This is a genomic window from Polymorphum gilvum SL003B-26A1 (genome assembly GCF_000192745.1).
GTDB classification, from domain to species: Bacteria; Pseudomonadota; Alphaproteobacteria; order Rhizobiales; family Stappiaceae; genus Polymorphum; species Polymorphum gilvum.
Genome location: NC_015259.1, coordinates 1,350,475 through 1,367,842 on the forward strand (window position 1 = coordinate 1,350,475; position 17,368 = coordinate 1,367,842).

At 67.6% G+C, this 17,368-nt stretch carries 15 protein-coding genes and 1 tRNA gene; 10 read left to right on the top strand and 6 right to left on the bottom strand.

Annotated elements, in window-relative coordinates:
* Nucleotides 1-48 precede the first annotated feature (48 nt).
* A complete protein-coding gene (carA, locus tag SL003B_RS06390) occupies nucleotides 49-1,248 on the bottom strand; it encodes a glutamine-hydrolyzing carbamoyl-phosphate synthase small subunit (protein WP_013652009.1) in 1,200 nt (399 codons plus the stop codon).
* Nucleotides 1,249-1,489: 241 nt separating this feature from the next.
* On the opposite strand from carA, the gene SL003B_RS06395 reads away from it, so the two are divergent.
* The 5 genes from SL003B_RS06395 to SL003B_RS06415 all read left to right on the top strand — a co-directional run bounded on the left by SL003B_RS06395 (nucleotide 1,490) and on the right by SL003B_RS06415 (nucleotide 8,433).
* Entirely contained in the window at nucleotides 1,490-1,987 is a 498-nt protein-coding gene (locus tag SL003B_RS06395; protein WP_013652010.1) for a GatB/YqeY domain-containing protein, read from the top strand.
* Nucleotides 1,988-2,075: 88 nt separating this feature from the next.
* Nucleotides 2,076-4,022: a DNA primase gene (dnaG, locus tag SL003B_RS06400; RefSeq protein ID WP_013652011.1), complete on the top strand. Its 1,947-nt coding sequence runs from the start codon at nucleotides 2,076-2,078 to the stop codon at nucleotides 4,020-4,022.
* Between the two features lie 416 nt (nucleotides 4,023-4,438).
* Nucleotides 4,439-6,439: an RNA polymerase sigma factor RpoD gene (gene rpoD, locus SL003B_RS06405; protein ID WP_013652012.1), complete on the top strand. Its 2,001-nt coding sequence runs from the start codon at nucleotides 4,439-4,441 to the stop codon at nucleotides 6,437-6,439.
* A 341-nt stretch (nucleotides 6,440-6,780) separates the two neighbouring features.
* Complete coding sequence (locus SL003B_RS06410) at nucleotides 6,781-7,866, top strand: DUF930 domain-containing protein (protein ID WP_013652013.1); 1,086 nt, start codon at nucleotides 6,781-6,783, stop codon at nucleotides 7,864-7,866.
* A gap of 153 nt (nucleotides 7,867-8,019) precedes the next feature.
* Nucleotides 8,020-8,433 carry a ketosteroid isomerase-related protein gene (locus SL003B_RS06415; RefSeq protein WP_013652014.1) on the top strand — a complete coding sequence of 138 codons (414 nt, stop codon included), beginning with the start codon at nucleotides 8,020-8,022 and terminating at the stop codon, nucleotides 8,431-8,433.
* A gap of 72 nt (nucleotides 8,434-8,505) precedes the next feature.
* Here SL003B_RS06415 and SL003B_RS06420 read toward each other — a convergent pair whose 3' ends face one another.
* From SL003B_RS06420 to speD, 3 genes are all read right to left on the bottom strand, one after another.
* Nucleotides 8,506-9,006 (bottom strand): cytochrome b, encoded by a 501-nt coding sequence (locus SL003B_RS06420; RefSeq protein WP_013652015.1) that lies wholly within the window; start codon nucleotides 9,004-9,006, stop codon nucleotides 8,506-8,508.
* Nucleotides 9,007-9,153: 147 nt separating this feature from the next.
* Nucleotides 9,154-10,026: a polyamine aminopropyltransferase gene (speE, locus tag SL003B_RS06425; protein WP_013652016.1), complete on the bottom strand. Its 873-nt coding sequence runs from the start codon at nucleotides 10,024-10,026 to the stop codon at nucleotides 9,154-9,156.
* Entirely contained in the window at nucleotides 10,023-10,541 is a 519-nt protein-coding gene (speD, locus tag SL003B_RS06430) for an adenosylmethionine decarboxylase (protein ID WP_013652017.1), read from the bottom strand. The genes speE and speD overlap by 4 nt, the downstream gene beginning before the upstream one ends.
* Nucleotides 10,542-10,686: 145 nt before the next feature.
* On the opposite strand from speD, the gene SL003B_RS06435 reads away from it, so the two are divergent.
* The gene (locus SL003B_RS06435) at nucleotides 10,687-11,274 is read left to right on the top strand and encodes a GNAT family N-acetyltransferase (protein ID WP_013652018.1); all 588 of its coding nucleotides are present in this window, start codon (nucleotides 10,687-10,689) and stop codon (nucleotides 11,272-11,274) included.
* Between the two features lie 37 nt (nucleotides 11,275-11,311).
* Here the strand turns inward: SL003B_RS06435 and SL003B_RS06440 are convergent, their stop codons facing one another.
* The gene (locus SL003B_RS06440) at nucleotides 11,312-12,064 is read right to left on the bottom strand and encodes an SIMPL domain-containing protein (RefSeq protein WP_013652019.1); all 753 of its coding nucleotides are present in this window, start codon (nucleotides 12,062-12,064) and stop codon (nucleotides 11,312-11,314) included.
* Nucleotides 12,061-13,230, bottom strand: coding sequence for an AI-2E family transporter (locus SL003B_RS06445; protein ID WP_013652020.1), 1,170 nt, complete (start codon nucleotides 13,228-13,230; stop codon nucleotides 12,061-12,063). Before SL003B_RS06445 ends, SL003B_RS06440 begins: the two co-directional genes overlap by 4 nt.
* Nucleotides 13,231-13,520: 290 nt before the next feature.
* Here SL003B_RS06445 and SL003B_RS06450 point away from each other — a divergent pair.
* From SL003B_RS06450 to SL003B_RS06465, 4 genes are all read left to right on the top strand, one after another.
* Nucleotides 13,521-13,597: transfer RNA gene (locus tag SL003B_RS06450), tRNA-Ile, on the top strand.
* A gap of 357 nt (nucleotides 13,598-13,954) precedes the next feature.
* Nucleotides 13,955-14,815 (top strand): putative selenate ABC transporter substrate-binding protein, encoded by an 861-nt coding sequence (locus SL003B_RS06455; RefSeq protein ID WP_013652021.1) that lies wholly within the window; start codon nucleotides 13,955-13,957, stop codon nucleotides 14,813-14,815.
* Nucleotides 14,812-15,474, top strand: a complete 663-nt coding sequence (locus SL003B_RS06460; protein WP_013652022.1) for an ATP-binding cassette domain-containing protein — start codon at nucleotides 14,812-14,814, stop codon at nucleotides 15,472-15,474. The genes SL003B_RS06455 and SL003B_RS06460 overlap by 4 nt, the downstream gene beginning before the upstream one ends.
* Nucleotides 15,467-16,981 (top strand): PhnE/PtxC family ABC transporter permease, encoded by a 1,515-nt coding sequence (locus tag SL003B_RS06465; protein ID WP_013652023.1) that lies wholly within the window; start codon nucleotides 15,467-15,469, stop codon nucleotides 16,979-16,981. Before SL003B_RS06460 ends, SL003B_RS06465 begins: the two co-directional genes overlap by 8 nt.
* The last annotated feature ends 387 nt before the right edge of the window (nucleotides 16,982-17,368 follow it).

Here is a 17,368-nt window from a genome sequence, read left to right on the forward strand (position 1 = left end):
ATCCGGTCCCGCGTGGCCTTGACCAACACGGGTACTCTAGCGTTGACTCTAGCGTTCCGGGACCGCCGCCTGTCCCTTGCGTTCGCGCATCAGGTTGGTGAAGCGGCGGAACAGGTAGTGGCTGTCGCGCGGCCCCGGCGAGGCTTCCGGATGGTACTGGACCGAGAAGACCGGCCGCCCCTTCAGCCGGATGCCGCAGTTGGAGCCGTCGAACAGCGAGACATGGGTCTCCTCGACCGTGTCGGGAAGGCTTTCGCGGTCGACTGCGAAGCCGTGATTCATCGAGGTGATCTCGACCTTGCCGGTGGTGTGATCGTGCACCGGATGGTTCGCGCCGTGATGGCCCTGATGCATCTTGACGGTCTGCCCGCCGAGGGCGAGGGCGAGCATCTGGTGGCCAAGGCAGATCCCGAAGACGGGAATGTCGCGCTCCACAAGCGCACGGATCGCAGGCACCGCATAGTCGCCCGTGGCCGCCGGGTCGCCGGGGCCGTTCGACAGGAACACGCCGTCGGGGTTGTGGGCGAGGATGTCCTCGGCAGGCGTCTCGGCCGGCACCAGCGTCACCTTGCAGCCGGCCTCGGTCAGAAGACGCAGGATATTGCGCTTGATGCCGTAATCGATGGCAACGACGTTGAACTCGCTGTCCTCCTGGCGCCCGTAGCCCTTGTTCCATGTCCACGGCGTCTCGTCCCAGCCGCGGCTCTGGCCGGTGGTGACGTCGCGCGCCAGGTCCATGCCCTCCAGGCCCGGCCAGGCAGCGGCGCGGGCCTTCAGCGCCTCGATGTCGAAGGCTCCGTCCGGAGCATGGGCGATGACGGCATTGGGCACGCCGCGCTCGCGGATGCGCGCCGTGAGCGCGCGGGTGTCGACCCCGCAGATGCCGATGATGCCGCGCGCCTTGAGCCATTCGTCGAAACGGCGGCCGGCCCGATAGTTGGAGGGATCGGTCACATCGGCCTTCAGCACCGTGCCGCGAACTCCGGACACCGAAGCCATGTTGACCGTCTCGATGTCCTCGTCGTTGGTTCCGACGTTGCCGACGTGAGGGAAGGTGAACGTCACGATCTGGCCGGCATAGGACGGATCGGTGAGGATTTCCTGATAGCCGGTGATCGCGGTGTTGAAGCACACTTCGCCGACCGCTTCGCCGGTGGCGCCGAGGCCTTGTCCTTCGATCACGGTTCCGTCGGCCAGCACAAGGAGCGCCGTGGCGGTCGGAACGGACCACGCGTCTGCGGTCGTCATGTCTTGCTTTCTCGGTGTTGTTGGTGACATCATACGCGTCAGCACGCCCAGGCAAACGGAAACGATGTCCGGAACACTGCCCTGTGCTTCAAGCGCGGGACTCTAGGGGAAGCAGCGAGACAGGTCAATATCGCGTGCGTCTAATAAATTCCAATAAAATCAGATGCTTGTCAGTGTGCAGCTTGCGATGCGAAAGGCAGTCCGCTATCTAGAGCGGCTCTGAGCGTAGCGGGGACATCGGATGCGCGAACAAATCAGTGCGTCGTTGAAGGACGCACTTGAAGCCGGCGACAAGCGAAGGGCCGCGACCTTGCGGCTGATCCTGACAGCCGTGAAGGACCGCGACAGTGCGGCACGCGAAAGCGGACGCGACGGTGTCGCGGACGATGAGATCCTGGAGTTCCTGCGCAAGATGGTGCGTCAACGCGAGGTCTCCATGCGCGAATACGAGGAGGCGGGGCGCCTCGACCTCGCCGAGCAGGAAGAGACCGAGAGCGCCATCATCCGCGAGTTCCTGCCGCCGCAGATGGAGGACGACGATGTCCGGCGGATCTGCGCCGAAACGATCCGCGACCTCGACGCGCACGGGCTGCGCGACATCGGCCGGTGCATGTCGACGCTCAAGGAGCGCTATCCGGGTCAGATGGACTTCGTGCAGGCGTCCTGCGTGATGAAGGACTTGCTGCGCATCAGGGCGCCCGAGCCGGAAGGCAAGGGGGGCGGCAAAGAAACGCCTTGAAGGTCCGTCGGCGCGGTTCCTATCTTGATATGATGAGCGACGACCGGTGCCGAACACGGAATCGGCACGATGGTGGTGAACGACCGCGATGCGTTTCGACAACCGACTGCTGGATGAGATCAGGGCGCGGCTGAACCTGTCGGACATCGTCGGGCGGCGCGTGACCTGGGATCGGCGCAAGACGCAGCCGGGCAAGGGCGACTTCTGGGCCTGCTGCCCGTTCCATCAGGAGAAGTCGCCGAGCTTTCATGTCGACGACCGGCGCGGTCGTTACAAATGTTTCGGTTGCGGCGCTTCGGGCGATCATTTCCGGTTCCTCACCGACACCGAAGGCCTGAGCTTTCCCGAGGCGGTCGAGCGGCTGGCCGGCCAGGCCGGGGTCGCCCTGCCGGCGCCCGATCCGCAGGCCGCGCGCCGGGAGAGGAAACGGGCCAGTCTCGCCGAGGTGTGCGAAATGGCTGCCCGCTTCTTCCAGATGGACTTCGCCGGCCCGCGCGGCGAGGTGGCCCGCGCCTATGCCGCGCGGCGCAATCTTTCGCCCGCCACACTGCAGGAGTTCCGGGTCGGCTTCGCGCCTGAGTCCCGCGACGCGCTTAAGCGCCACCTCACGGCGCAGGGTGTCGACGAGGCGGCGATGGTCGAGGCGGGCCTGGTCATCAAGCCGGACGACGGGCGCCCGTCCTACGACCGGTTCCGCGGCCGGCTGATGATTCCGATCCATGACGAGCGCGGTCGCGTCGTCGCCTTCGGCGGGCGCACGCTCGATCCGAATGGGCAGCCGAAATACCTCAATTCCCCGGAAACGCCGCTGTTCCACAAGGGCGTCATGCTCTTCAACGTCCACCGGGCGCGCGAGCCGGCCTTCAAGGCGGGGCAGGCAGTTGTCGTGGAAGGCTATCTCGATGCCATCGCCCTGTGGCAGGCGGGCCTGAAGCATGTGGTCGCGACGCTCGGCACGGCGTTCACCGAGGACCAGATCATACGGCTGTGGAAGCTCGCGCCCGAGCCGGTCGTGTGCTTCGACGGTGACGCCGCCGGCGTGGCTGCGGCGCATCGCGCCATCGACCGCATCTTCCCGGTGCTGAGAAGCGGCTGCTCGTTCCAGTTCTGCTTCCTGCCCGATGGCCAGGATCCCGACGACCTGATCCGTGCCAGGGGTCTTGCCGGCTTCCTGGAGGAGGTGCGCAGGGCCCAGCCGCTGTCCGAGGCGGTCTGGGAGCGGGAGGTTTCGGTCGCAAGCCTCGATACGCCCGAACGCAAGGCGGCGCTGGAAAAGCGGTTCGAGGATCTTATCGCGACGATCCGCGACGAGCGGGTGCGCCGCCGCTACCAGCTCGACATCCGCTTCCGCCTGTCCAACCTGTTCTTCGAGCGGGCGCGCCGCTCGGGCGCCGCCGCCGGTGCGGCCGCCCGCCCGGCGGCACTGGCACGTGTCTCCGCCCCTGAGGGACCGATGTTCGGGACAGAACGGCTGGTCTGCGGGTTGTGCGTTCGCTATCCGGACCTGCTGGACCGGCACATCGAGCGCATTGCCGCGCTCGGCTTTGCCGACGAGCTCCATGCACGCTTTCGCGACGAACTGTGCCGGGTCGCGACCGACCTCGACGCGACGTCCGTCGCCGATTTCTTCGAGAGCCTGGACGAGAGGTTCTATCAGATCCTGTCGGAGGTGATGGCGGCGAAGCCGGAGTCGAACGGCTCGCCCCCCGCCCGCGCGGGGTTCAGCGATCTGCTGCAGCGGTTTCCGCTGCTGCGCAACGATCCGCCGGAGGACTTCGTCGAGGCGGTGTTCCTCCATTTCCTGGACGGGCTCGAATTGCGGGCGCTTGAGCGGGAACTGCAGCAGGAACTCGGTGGCGAGGACGACGTCGACGAGGAGGCGTGGAATCGGATCCGCGGACTCTCGCAGGATCTCGCCCGCCGGCGCGAGGAATGCGCGCGCGAGGAGGCGGCCCTTGCCGAATGGGCGAAAAAGCTGCGCTCCCCGCAAGGGGTGGGGGCGACCGCCCCAGACAGCCTCGTCTCCGCATCCTGACCGGCCTTTGCGTTAACATTCGGGTGGGAATTCGCGCGAATCGCATTGACGGTCGGCGAATCACACTTGCGAATCGCAGACGTCGAGCTAAATAGGGTCATTCAGGCAGCACAAGGCGTCCAAGACGGCATGGGCCCGGGGCGAAACATCAAGGCGAGCTGCAACATCCTGAAACGGACCTTGCATCCGATGGCAAAGATCGGCGTGCGAGGCGATGGTTTATGGCTGCTGCCTGCCGGGACTGGCGTGGCGGCGGAAGGGTACGGTTAAGCAGGACTTAAGGGGACACTGCTTACAACCCGAATCGAGACGGGGAAGGTCGGCTGCGACGTTTTAGGCGGCGCGCGGGCACTTCCTCGAACCAGGCGGATAGTCGGGCGCGACGCCGCTGCCACGCGGCGGTTCTGGAGCAGAATATGGTAGCTAAGGCGACACAGGCGGAAGAGACGCAGGAACCGGCAGCCGAGGGGCAGGACGGTCCGCTGCTGGATCTGTCGGACGCCGCGGTCAAGCGGATGATCAAGGCCGCGAAGAAACGCGGCTACGTCACTTATGACGAACTGAACGAGGTGCTGCCCTCCGAGCAGGTGTCTTCAGAGCAGATCGAGGACACCATGTCGATGCTCTCCGACATGGGCATCAACGTGATCGATTCAGACGAGGTCGACGAGGCCGCGATCGACGACGGTGATGACGGCAGCGACCTCGTTCCTTCAGGGGGCACTGCGGTCGCCAAGACCACCACCACCCGCGAGCCGACCGACCGCACCGACGATCCGGTGCGCATGTATCTGCGCGAGATGGGCTCGGTCGAGCTCTTGTCGCGCGAGGGCGAGATCGCCATCGCCAAGCGCATCGAGGCCGGCCGCGAGGCCATGATCGCCGGCCTGTGCGAGAGCCCGCTCACATTCCAGGCGATCATCATCTGGCGTGACGAACTGAACGAAGGCAAGGTCCTGCTGCGCGACATCATCGACCTCGAGGCCACCTATGCCGGCCCGGACGCCAAGGCGGGCCCGGCCGGCGGGGACGGCGAGGAGGATGAGGAGGGCGAGACGGAAAAGCGCGCGCCCGCTGCCAGCGGCGACGACAGCGAGCGCGGTGCGGAAGGCGAGGGCGAGGAGGACGAGGAGGACGAGTTCGAGACCAACGTCTCGCTGTCCGCTATGGAGGCCGAGCTCAAGCCGCAGGTGCTGGAAACCTTCGACCGGGTCGCCGACAGTTACAAGAAGCTGCGCCGCCTGCAGGACCAGCTGGTCGAGAACAAGCTCGCCAACCGGACGCTGTCGCCGTCCCAGGAGCGCCGCTACAAGAAGCTCAAGGACGAGATCGTCGTCGACGTGAAGAGCCTGTCGCTCAACCAGAACCGGATCGACGCCCTGGTCGAACAGCTCTACGACATCAACAAGCGGCTGATGGGCTACGAGGGCCGGCTGCTTCGGCTGGCCGACAGCCACGGCGTCGATCGCACCGATTTCCTCAAGCAGTACCAGGGCGCGGAACTCGATCCCAACTGGCTGAGGAAGGTGGCCAATCTCGCCACCCGCGGCTGGAAGAACTTCGTCGCCAAGGAAAAGGACACGATCCGCGAGCTGCGCCAGGAGATCCAGACGCTGGCGACCGAGACCGGCCTGGAGATCACCGAGTTCCGCAAGATCGTCGCCATGGTGCAGAAGGGCGAGCGCGAGGCGCGCATCGCCAAGAAGGAGATGGTCGAAGCGAACCTTCGGCTCGTCATCTCGATCGCCAAGAAATACACCAACCGCGGCCTGCAGTTCCTCGACCTGATCCAGGAAGGCAACATCGGCCTGATGAAGGCGGTCGACAAGTTCGAGTATCGGCGCGGCTACAAGTTCTCGACCTATGCCACCTGGTGGATCCGGCAGGCGATCACCCGCTCGATCGCCGACCAGGCGCGCACGATCCGCATTCCGGTCCACATGATCGAGACGATCAACAAGATCGTGCGGACCTCGCGCCAGATGCTGCACGAGATCGGCCGCGAGCCGACCCCGGAGGAACTGGCCGAAAAGCTGCAGATGCCGCTGGAAAAAGTGCGGAAGGTGCTGAAGATCGCCAAGGAGCCGATCAGCCTCGAAACGCCGATCGGCGACGAGGAGGACAGCCACCTCGGCGATTTCATCGAGGACAAGAACGCGGTCCTGCCGATCGACGCGGCGATCCAGTCGAACCTGCGCGAGACCACGACCCGCGTGCTCGCCTCGCTGACGCCGCGCGAGGAGCGCGTGCTCAGAATGCGCTTCGGCATTGGCATGAACACCGACCACACCCTGGAGGAGGTCGGCCAGCAGTTCTCGGTCACCCGCGAGCGCATCCGCCAGATCGAGGCCAAGGCGCTCAGGAAGCTGAAGCATCCGAGCCGCTCCAGGAAGCTCAGGAGCTTCCTGGACAGCTGAGTTGGCTGCGACAGTCGAACGAAAAGGAACCCGGCGGAGACGCCGGGTTCAGCTTGTTGACACACTCGCAGCCTCTCCAGTGTCATTCCGGCCAAGCGGAGCGCGAGCCGGAACCGGAGAACCACGGTGTCAACGATTCCAATAATGTAGAACGAGAGCCCCCGGCTCTCCGATCCCGCATCTGCGCTTCGCTGCGTGCGGGATGACGAGCTTGGAGGTTTGTCAGCGTCTGAACCCGGCGGAGACGCCGGGTTTTTGCTTGAGGCCGCCAGCCCGACCAATGACGGACGCGTCGTTCGAGAGGCTCCCGTTTGGCCACAATCGTCGCTATGCATGGGGCAATGGACGAGACTCGCTTCCCAGATCGGCGGATTTTCGGCACGGGACTCGCGGTCTCGCTGCTCCTGCATGCGCTTGCGGGGGTGGCGCTGCTCGTCGAAGTGGAGCCCTTCGCGCCGGCCTCCGAACAGGCGCCGATCGAGGTCGTGCTGGTCCCGGAGACGTCCGATGCGGAGACGCCGGAGTTGCCGGATCCGGCCCCCCAGGAGCCTGAAACGCCCGAGCCTGAAACGCCCGAACCGGAGGAGCCGTCCCCCACTGCGGCGCCGATGCCGGCGCCCGACGTGATGGCGCAGACGCAGGAGCCGCCCGGCGACCAGCCGACCCCCTTGCCCGTCCTGCAGCCGGTTGTCGAATTCGGCGACGCCGACGGCGGGTCGCGGATCGCCCCGGATGGAGATGCGGCGGACCAGGCGGAGGCGCCGGAGCGGCTCGACCTCGAGGCCGAGGATGGGGAGACTACGGAGGCCGACCCGGCCGAATCCGTTGAGGACGAAGCCGCCGACACGTCGCAAACGCCCGAGGCCGATCTGTCGGAGGCCGTCGAGCCGGAAATCCTCGAACCGGAGGCCGCCGAACCGGGACCCTCCGAGCCGGATGCGGGCGCGGAAACCGGGGGCGAGGGGATAGCCGGGGATTTCGGTACGGTCGGACCGATCATGACGACGGCGACGCCGGCGCCGAAGCCCGAAGCGGGCAGGCGGTCAGACGCCGTGCAACCGGAAGGGATGCGCGAGGCGCGGCGGCTCTATTCCGACGCGATCCTGGACGATCCTCGGGCGAGGACGGCGATGGCCGGCATGCCTGCGGGCGATCGGTTAAACCTCCTGTGCATGACCGAACTGCGCGCCCAACTGAACGCCGCCGCGCCGCCGCGCCGACCCGAGATCCTGCCCTCGTTCCGGCCGCAGGCGGGCACGGTGCTGGAGCCTCGCCAGGCTGCGTTCCGCTCGGCGGGCGAATGGTACGACCTCGCCTTCCGCTGCGAGGTGGATCCGGGCGTGACGAAGGTGGTGAAATTCGGACTTCGGGTCGGCGCCGCGATCCCGCGCAGCCAATGGCAGCAGCGCGGCTTCCCGAGCTTCTAAGGCCGAGGAGGAGCCGGGCGGGCCGCCTTTTCCGCCTTTTCCGACCTTTGGGCGCCTTGCGCGCCCAGCCTCCGGCGGACAGTATCCGCCCGCCGGGACGGCGTTCCGGCTTCGAGTCCTTTCCGTTTTTCGCACAACCGACGAGTCCTGACCATGTCCGATGCCGCTGCTGCCCGTGCCCTGATCCAGTCCTACTATGCTGCCTTCAACGCCGGCGACATCGAGGCCATGCTGGCGCTGGTCGCCGACGACGTCGCGCACGACGTCAACCAGGGCGGACGGCGGACGGGGAAGGATCTGTTCGCCGCCTTCAACGCGCATATGACGCGGTGCTACAGGGAGGAGTTGACCGACATCGTCGTCTTCGCCTCCGAGGACGGCAGCCGCGCGGCGGCCGAGTTCGTTGTCAACGGCACCTATCTGGCCACCGACGAGGGCCTGCCTGAGGCCAGGGGCCAGACCTACCGCCTGCCGGCCGGCACGTTCTTTGCCATCCGCGACGGCCGGATCGCGCGCATCACCACCTATTACAACCTGCAGGACTGGATCGCCCAGGTCTCCGCTTGAGCCGGCCGCGGCTGCACGGTCGCCACCGCGGCCCGGGCAGGCCGTCACCGGGACAGTGCAGTCCGGCACCCGTCAGGGGCGTGAGGACAGCATCCGGCCCATGACGTCGTCCTTCAGCACGAAACGGTGCCAGAGCGCGGCCAGCACATGGATCGCGATGAGCAGGACGAAAGCCGGCTTCATGGCCTCGTGGATGTCGCCGGCGACGTCGACGCTGAGATACCAGGCGGCAAGGCCGGTGACCGGGGCGGCGAGCATGAGCAGGTAGAACAGGGCGTAGACCGCCTTCATCGCGAAAAGGCTGAGCGCCGAGCCGGGAGGGGCCGGCGGGGCGCCGCGGGTCACCTTGAGAAAGACCCGCACCAGTGTCAGCACCAGGATGGCGACCCCGAACCAGATATGCAGGTTGCCCATCAGCGACACCATGGCATCGGGTGCCTCGCCGCGGCGCAGCGCGCGGCCGAGGTCCTTTATGCTCTCTCCGAACACGATCTGGAAGAGGACCAGCGCGGCGACGATCCAGTGGATCGCGATCTGCGTGCTGCTGTAGGTGGTAGGCTGGCTTCTAGACATGGCTGACCCCGAGGCTGACGAAAATCCGCGCGCACGCGCGATGCGCTTCGTGCGGTTCGCCCACATTAGGGCCCTTGTGTCGCGGAGGTTTGCCCGAGGTGTCGCAAACTGTAACGGACGGCGCGGCTGCTTGCCGCACCGTCCCGCTCAGGCCCGATTTCGTCCCAGTTCCACCGCATCGAGAATGTAGCGCGGCAGGGCGAAGGCTGCGGCGTGGACCTCGGGCGTATAGTAGCGGGTCGCGAAGCCCGCCGCGTCGAAGCGTGTCTGCAGCGTTGCCACCGGCGTCTGGCGCAGGCCGGCGTCGTCGCTCGCCCAGCCGAGGGTCATGTGACCGCCGAAATAGGTCGGAATCGCCGCGACATAGGACGTGGCGTCGGCGAAGACGCGCGACAGGCGCGCCATGCCGTCAACCAGTTCCTGACGCTGCAGGAAGGGCACGCCGTTCTGCGTCACCAGAACGCCGCCGGGCTTCAGGCAGCGGTGCACGCCGCGATAGAAGTCTTCGGAGAACAGCACGGCGCCGGGACCGTGCGGATCGGTGGAATCGACGATCACGACGTCGAAGCGACGCTCCGTCCGCGCGACGAAGTCGGCACCATCGGTGATGACCAGATCGAAACGGTCGTCGTCGAAAACCGGCGCGTTGAAGTCGGCGAAGTGCTGCTTCGAGAATTCCACGACCGACGAGTCGATTTCGACCTGGGTCAGTCGACGGACGCTGCCATGCTTGAGCACCTCTTCGGCCAGGCCGCAGTCGCCGCCGCCGACGATCAGCACCTCCTCGGCGGCGCCATGGGCCAGGATCGGCACGTGGGCCATCATCTCGTGATAGATGAACTCGTCCGCCGAGGTGACCTGGGTGACGCCGTCGAGCATCAGGACCTTGCCGAACACCGGGTTGTCGAAAAGGACAAGGTCCTGATGCTCCGTCCGGTCCTGGTACAGGATGCTGTCGCAGGCATAGCTGACCTGCACGCCCGGATAGAGGGTCTCGCGGAAGAACAGGCCGTCGGTCATGCGACCTCCCTGCCGCGCAGCAGTTCCGACACGGCGGTGCGCGACGGCCTGAAGGCACGCTCCAGCACGTCGACGCATTTCTCCGGCTTGGCGTCGCCGCACATGAACACATCGAAGGCCGCATAGCCGGCCTCCGGCCAGGTGTGCACGGAGATGTGGCTTTCCGCCAGCACCGCCACCCCGCTCACGCCGGTCGGCTCGAACGGGTGCAGATGAATGTGCAGCAGCGTGGCACCGGCCTCCTCGACACAGGTCTTGAGCGTCTCCTCGATGTAGGGGAGATCGTCGAGACGTTCGGCCTCGTAAAGGTCGATGATCAGGTGTGCGCCCGCGCAGCGGATGCCCTGCTTCTCGATAAAGTGGTCCAGCCGGTCGTCCGCGTCACGTGCGGGGACCGGGGCAACGATGGTGTCTTCCGTCTGGGTGGTGCTTCTCGGCCCGGCCGCGCGCTCGGCACGCGGTGCAGGGTGGGCCTCCAAGTCCATCCCCAATTGGAAGAGGGCGTCGTGAGACATGGCGCTCTCCCCAACCAGCAGATGAAACCCGGAACATTCCGGAGCGCTGCATATAATCGGAACATTCCTGCAACTCAATGCTTGATTTTGCAACCAGTCGGTCCATCGTGCCGAAAAAGCCCATAACGACAACAGGGAGACGCCCATGGCGGTCGAGATCAGGATCCTGACCGGCGCAGAACTCGACACCGTCCTGGAAGACCTGGCGCGGCTGCGCATCGCGGTGTTCCGGGACTGGCCCTATCTCTACGACGGCTCGATGGAGTACGAGGCGCGCTACCTGTCGCGCTATGCCGGCACGCCCGGCGCGGTGATCGTCGGCGCCTTCGACGGCGGCCGGCTGGTCGGCGCGGCCACCGGAGAGCCCCTGGAGCGCGAGGTGATCCAGTTCCGCAGGCCGTTCGAGGAGCGCGGCCTGGATCTCGGCGCCATCTTCTACCTTGCCGAATCGGTGCTCGATCCGGCCTGGCGCGGCAAGGGCATCGGTCACCGCTTCTTCGACGAGCGCGAAGCCCATGCCCGCCGCCTCGGCTACCGGCAGGCGACCTTCTGCGCCGTCATCCGCCCCGACGAGCATCCGCTGCGCCCTGCCGGCTACGTGCCGCTCGACGCGTTCTGGCGCAAGCGCGGCTATCGGCCGCTCGAGGGCGCCATCGTGCATTTCCCCTGGCGGGACATCGGTGCGCAAGAGGATACGGAAAAGCCCATGCAGGTGTGGCTGCGCGACCTGTGACCGCGACCGCCCGCAGCAGCGCGCCAAGCACCTCGCGTCAGTCCGCCAGTTCCCAGACGATGGTGACAGTGACCTCCAATGTCTCCTCGCCGGCGGCGATCGGCGTCGGGGCGTCGGCCATAGCCATGGCCTCCATGCGGTACTTGGGTCGCGGCGGGGTGGCGCCGCCCTCGGCGATGGTGAGCACCCGGCCAAGCTTCACGCCCGCCGCGCCGGTATAGAGTTCGGCCTTGTGCAGGGCGTCGGCGACGGCGGCGCGGCGCGCCTCGTCGAGCCGCGTGTCGGCATCGCTGACCAGGAAGGAGATGCCGTTCACGGCATTGGCGCCGGCGGCGACCATGGCGTCCAGCAGAGGGCCGAGACCGGCCAGGTCGCGTACCCTCACCGTGACCGCATTGGAGACCCGGTAGGCGACGATCCGCGGCGGCTCCTTGCTGTCGGGGTCGTAGCCCGTGTAGACCGGCTGGACCGAGAAATCGCTGGTCTGCATGTCGCGCTCCTCGACGCCGGCGGAGCGCAGGGCCGAGAAGACCGCGTTGAGGGCGGCCGAATTGGCGCTGAGCGCTTCTGCCGCGGTCGGCGCCTCGCTGACGACGCCGCTGGTGACGCGGGCCATGTCGGGAACGGCGGTCACCGAGCCGCGGCCCTGCAGGGTGAGGGTCGCGGTCGCGCGCTCCTCGGCCACGGCGGGCCGCTGCGCCGTCAGGTCGAGCAGCAGGGCGGAGGCCAGCGCGAGGGCGAGCGCCAGGCTGCGGCGCGGGAAACGACGCTCGGGACGGGAGGGGCTCATCGGGACTTCTCCTGTTCGACTGGTTCGGTGACGACCCTTGCGCCCGATTGCGGCGGCCGCAAGGCGTCCGGCGAAGCCTGCGCCTGCTGGCCGGGCAGGTCGGGGACTTGTGGATAGGGGTGGGGCGGCGGGCCGACGTCGCCGCCCGCCGACAGCAGGATGGCGATCGGTCGCGAGGCCGGAAACTGCGCGCAGACGATGACGATGACCACCGTGATCGGCACACACAGGACCATGCCTGTGATGCCCCAGATCGCCCCCCACAGCGCCAGCGACAGCATGATGACGATGCCCGACAGGTTGAGGCTGGAGCCCATCAACCGCGGCTCGATCAGGTTGCCGATGGCAAACTGAATGGCGCCGAGGCCGAGCGTGATGGCGATGAACGGGCCGAACTCGTCATAGTAGACGAGGGCGAGCACGCTCGGGAACAGCACGGCAATCAGCGAGCCAATGGTCGGGATGTAGTTGAGAAGGAAGGCGATGAAGCCGAACAGGGCGGCATAGGGCAGGCCGATCGCGGTCAGCAGCAGCGTGGTGAGCAGACCGGTTGAGATGCTGACCGCGGTCTTGATGCCGATGTAGTGCAGCACGCGGCGGTTGATCTCCTCGCGCAGGGCGAAGGCGGCCTGCGCGCGCTCCGGCGAGGTGAACAGTGCCCGGTACTTGCGGTCGAAGGTCGACTGCTCGATCAGCAGGAACACCACGTAGATGAATACCAGCGAGGCCGACCCGGCCATCGTGGTGACGAAGGTGGCGCCGGCGGCGACGAAGCGGGTGACGAAGGCGTCGGGCAGGAAGTCGCGCAGCTCGATGGGATCCTGCAGCGACAGGCGCGTCGACAGGGTGGCGAACACCGCCTCGAGGCGGGCCTGGTAGGTCGGCGCGTCGCGCGCCAGCTGCGCCAGGTTGGCCGCGACCAGGTCGAAGACGAAGGTGGCGGCGGTGAAGATGGCGATCAGCGCCAGCAGCAGGGCGAGCGCGTTGGGCACCTGGAACGGTCCGATCGGCACCAGACGGATCGCGCGCGCCAGCGCGTTGATCAGATACCAGACGATGAGCGCGGTGACGAAGGGCAGCAGCAGCGAGCGGCCGACGGCCAGCAGCCAGCCGACCAGCGTGACGAGGGCTACGGTCAAGGTCACGCCCAGAAGCGAGTAGCGCATGGGATCCGTCCGGTTCGCGCAGGATCCTCGACCGTTAGCGCGAACCGGCCTGCCTGGCCAGACCGGCTGCGGATTTTCGGTGCCGCGATACGCGCCACAAGCGGCTTCACAGCGGTGCCGGACGAGTGCCGGATCAGTGCCGGACCGGTGTCAAACTGGCAGGGTGCCGTTCGGACGCGGCCAAGGGGCGTCAACGGCTTCCGGCGGCCGATTGCCCTTGCCGACGCCTTCCCCGGTGGTGTACGAACAGGCGGCGTCCGAAACCGCCTGCGCGGTCCCGTCGGCGCTCAGGGCCTGTAGCTCAATTGGTCAGAGCCGTCCGCTCATAACGGATTGGTTGGGGGTTCGAGTCCCTCCGGGCCCACCATTTTTCGCCAGCATCAAGCCGCCACGCAGAAACCGCGCTTGCGAGGGCGCGATCCTGCGCAGGGGCAGATCGCGCCCAATCTTAAGCCCGGCCAATCTTCGTGCGTGGTCCGGCCGGTGCGGGTGGCGGGCTGTGCCGTTCATTCCGTACTCGACAGACGCGCGGCATCCGATATTCTCAAACAATCGACGATCCGATGCGCCGTGTGCGCTCCGACCTCGCGCTTCGACCGTGTCCGGTCCTGCGCGGGGTGCCGTGTCCGGCCGGTCCGGACCCGGTTCCGGTCGGGGGCAAGGCCCCGGACACCCTTCGTCGCCCGATCATCCAGACAACAGACCTGTTCCGTGGGAGGACGACATGCGCGTGTGCCAACTCATGGGCGCGTTCTGCGCCGCACTTTTCCTGTCGGGCGCTGCCGCAGCGCAGACGCTCTATTTCTCGGCGATACCGGACGAGGACGAAACCGCGCTGGTCACGCGCTTTTCCAAGGTGGCCGCGTATCTGGAATCCCAGCTCGGCGTCGAGGTCGCCTTCGTGCCGGTGAAGAGCTATCCGGCGGCGGTGACGGCGTTCCGCAACGATCAGGTGCAGCTGGCGTGGTTCGGCGGCCTCTCGGGCGTGCAGGCGCGGCTGATGGTGCCGGGCGCGCGGGCCATCGCGCAAGGGTCCGAGGATCCGACTTTCATCAGCTATTTCATCGCCCATGAGAGCACCGGCCTTGTCCGCGGCGAAAGCTTCCCGACCGCGGCGCGCGGCATGAGCTTCACCTTCGGGGCGAAAACCTCGACCTCGGGGCGATTGATGCCGGAGTTCCACATCCGGGAAGAGACCGGAGAGGCGCCGGAGGCGTTCTTCGCGCGCGTCGGCTATTCCGGCGACCATTCGCAGACGTTGCGCCTGGTCGCCTCCGGCGCGTGGCAGGTCGGGGCGTTGAACTACGCCGTCTACGACAAGGCCGTCGCAGCCGGCGCGCCGGAGGTCGCGACGGCCAAGGTCGTCTGGCAGACGCCGCCCTACCCGGACTACAACTGGACGATCCGCGGCGATGTCGACGCGCGTTTCGGCGCCGGCTTCGCCGACCGCGTCCAGGCGGCGCTGGTGGGCATGACCGATCCCGAGCTGCTGGCCAGCTTCCCGCGCGAGGCGTTCATTCCCGCCACCAACGCCGACTTCGATCCGATCGAGAAGACCGCCCGCGAGCTCGGCCTGCTCGAATGACGCGGATGCTGCTCAGCCGCGAGACGCTGGGCTACGGCGCGACCGCCGTGCTCACGGGGGTGAGCTTCGCGCTCGCCCCCGGCGAGCGGGTGGTGCTGCTGGGGCGCAGCGGGGCGGGGAAATCGACGCTGCTGAATGCGGTCTACGGGCGGCTGGCGGCGCAGGGCAAGCGCGTCGCGCTGGTGCCGCAGGACCATGCCCTGGTGCCGCAGTTGAGCGTGCTGCGCAACGCGCTGATGGGGCGGCTCGACGACCACGGGGCGCTCTACAACCTGACCAACCTGATCCGCCCGCGCCAGGCCGACCGCGCCGGCGTGCTGGCCATTCTGCAGGACCTCGGCCTGGCTCCGGAGATCGACCGGGCGGTCGAGGCGCTGTCGGGCGGCCAGAAGCAGCGCACGGCGCTGGCGCGAGCGTTCTGGCGCGGCGGCGAGGTGCTGGTCGCCGACGAGCCGGTTTCGGCGGTCGACGAAACGCAGGGGGCGGCGCTGCTGGCGCGGATCGCGGCGCGTTTCGACCGCTCGGTCGTCGCGCTGCACGACGTCGGTCAGGCGTTGGGCTTCGCCACCCGGCTGGTCGGCCTGCGCGGTGGCGCGGTGGCCTTCGACGCCGCGCCCGAGCAGGTCGCGCCGGCCGAGATCGAGGCGCTCTATGCCTGAGCGGCTGACGCGGCTGCAGGTGACCGGCGCCTTCCTGCTGCTGGGGCTAGCGGCGCTGCCCTTCGCCGATCTGGGCCTTGCCGGGCACGATCCGTGGTCGGCGCTCGGGCGCATGGCGGCAGGCTTCCTGGCGCCGGATTTCGGCGCCGTGGAGCAGATCGGGCGCGCCCTCCTGCTGACTGTGGCCTTCGCCGTGGCGGGCGTGGCCGCGGGCGCCCTGGCCGGGCTGGCGCTGGCGCCCTTCTACGGGCTGCGGGCGGTGCGCTGGCCGTGCATCGCCCTGCGTTCGGTGCACGAACTGTTCTGGGCTCTGCTGCTGATGCAGGCGCTGGGCATCGGCGCGGCGACCGGCGTCCTGGCCATCGCGCTGCCCTATGCAGGCATCTTCGCCAAGGTCTTCGCCGAGTACCTGGAGGAGGCGGACCAGAGGCCGTCGAAGGTGCTGCCGCCGGGGGTCGACGGGCTGTCGCGCTTCCTCTACGCCCGCGCGCCGCTGGCTCTCGCGCCGATGCGGATCTACACGCTGTACCGGCTGGAATGCGGACTGCGCTCCTCGGCGGTGCTGGGCTTCGTCGGACTGCCGACGCTCGGCTTCCAGCTCGACAGTTTCTTCCGGCAGGGCGACTATGGCGCGGCCTCGGCCATCATGATCTGCTACATCGTGCTGATCGCCTCGATCCGGCTGTGGATGCGCCGGGCGCTGGTGCCGGTCTGGATCGTGGTCGCGATCGCCGTGCTCGCCAGCGTGCACAGCCCGCCGATGGGCGAGGGCGCTCTGTGGCGGTTCCTGAGCCAGGACATCGTGCCCGCACCGTTGCGCGCCGGTGGCGACTGGAGCGCGCTGGCCGGCTGGCTGGCATCACTGCTGCGGGCCGAGGCGCTGCCGGGACTGTGGGCGACGCTCGTCTGCGCGCAGATCGCGCTTGTGCTGACGGGGGCTTTCGCCTTTGCCGGCTTCGGGCTGATCGTGCCGCGGGTCGCCGGCCGGGCAGGGGCGCTGGCAGGCCATCTGGTGCTGGTGGTCCTGCGCTCCTTTCCCGAATACATGCTGGCCTATCTGTTCCTGCAGCTCTTCGGACCGTCGATGCTGCCGGCGATCCTGGCGCTGTCGCTGCACAACGGCGCGATCATCGCGCATCTGGTCGGCCGCCAGGCGGCTGCACTCGAGCCCGGGCTGCGCGCCGACGCGCCGCGCGGTGTGACGCTCTGGGCATGGGAATTCGCGCCGCGCCTGTTCGGACCCTTTCTCGCGCTGTGCCTCTACCGGTGGGAGATCATCCTGCGCGAGACCGCGGTGATGGGGTTGCTCGGGGGGATGACCCTCGGGTTCTTTATCGACAGCGCGGTGGCCGAACTCAGGCTGGACCGGGCCGTGGTTCTGCTCGTTGCCGCAGGCGCCCTGACGGCGGCGGTGGACGCGCTGTCACGCCGGGTGCGGGGCTGCATCGGCGCGGCCAATGTCCGCAGTCTGCCGGCACAGACGGTGATCGGCGACAGGACGGCATGAGGGTGGCGACCGTCGGCAGGCGGGGATGGCCGGCCCGGGCCGGCCCGGGCCGGGGCGTGCGGCGACGCTTGCAGGAAACCCACGGCGCCAGGCCGCTTGCTGCGCCGCATCACCGATCGTCCGGCCAGCGGTGGCGATGTTTCATGCGTGTGACGGGCGGGCAGGGTGGCACCCGGCGGTGACGGATGCGCATAGCCCGGTATTCCTGATCCGGTGTGGCGTCGACACGGCGCAACTGCCGGCGGCGTGCCGTCGGGAAAGATGATGATCAAGCTCAACATTCAAAGCAATCGTGATTCGTATACTGCAGTGCAGCAAGTGGCGATCGTGTTTATGGCTTCCGTGAATCTGTTGCATAGCCTGGCGGATTGGATAATGATGTCGCAT

Coding starts and splice junctions, on each gene's coding strand:
- speE (WP_013652016.1), bottom strand. CDS start 10,026: ATGACCGACGGCCTGTTCTTCCGCGAGACCCTCTATCCGGGCGTGCAG.
- speD (WP_013652017.1), bottom strand. CDS start 10,541: ATGTCTCACGACGCCCTCTTCCAATTGGGGATGGACTTGGAGGCCCAC.
- SL003B_RS06440 (WP_013652019.1), bottom strand. CDS start 12,064: ATGAGCCCCTCCCGTCCCGAGCGTCGTTTCCCGCGCCGCAGCCTGGCG.
- SL003B_RS06395 (WP_013652010.1), top strand. CDS start 1,490: ATGCGCGAACAAATCAGTGCGTCGTTGAAGGACGCACTTGAAGCCGGC.
- SL003B_RS06455 (WP_013652021.1), top strand. CDS start 13,955: ATGCGCGTGTGCCAACTCATGGGCGCGTTCTGCGCCGCACTTTTCCTG.
- SL003B_RS06435 (WP_013652018.1), top strand. CDS start 10,687: ATGGCGGTCGAGATCAGGATCCTGACCGGCGCAGAACTCGACACCGTC.
- SL003B_RS06420 (WP_013652015.1), bottom strand. CDS start 9,006: ATGTCTAGAAGCCAGCCTACCACCTACAGCAGCACGCAGATCGCGATC.
- SL003B_RS06465 (WP_013652023.1), top strand. CDS start 15,467: ATGCCTGAGCGGCTGACGCGGCTGCAGGTGACCGGCGCCTTCCTGCTG.
- dnaG (WP_013652011.1), top strand. CDS start 2,076: ATGCGTTTCGACAACCGACTGCTGGATGAGATCAGGGCGCGGCTGAAC.
- SL003B_RS06410 (WP_013652013.1), top strand. CDS start 6,781: ATGGACGAGACTCGCTTCCCAGATCGGCGGATTTTCGGCACGGGACTC.
- carA (WP_013652009.1), bottom strand. CDS start 1,248: ATGACGACCGCAGACGCGTGGTCCGTTCCGACCGCCACGGCGCTCCTT.
- SL003B_RS06415 (WP_013652014.1), top strand. CDS start 8,020: ATGTCCGATGCCGCTGCTGCCCGTGCCCTGATCCAGTCCTACTATGCT.
- SL003B_RS06445 (WP_013652020.1), bottom strand. CDS start 13,230: ATGCGCTACTCGCTTCTGGGCGTGACCTTGACCGTAGCCCTCGTCACG.
- rpoD (WP_013652012.1), top strand. CDS start 4,439: ATGGTAGCTAAGGCGACACAGGCGGAAGAGACGCAGGAACCGGCAGCC.
- SL003B_RS06460 (WP_013652022.1), top strand. CDS start 14,812: ATGACGCGGATGCTGCTCAGCCGCGAGACGCTGGGCTACGGCGCGACC.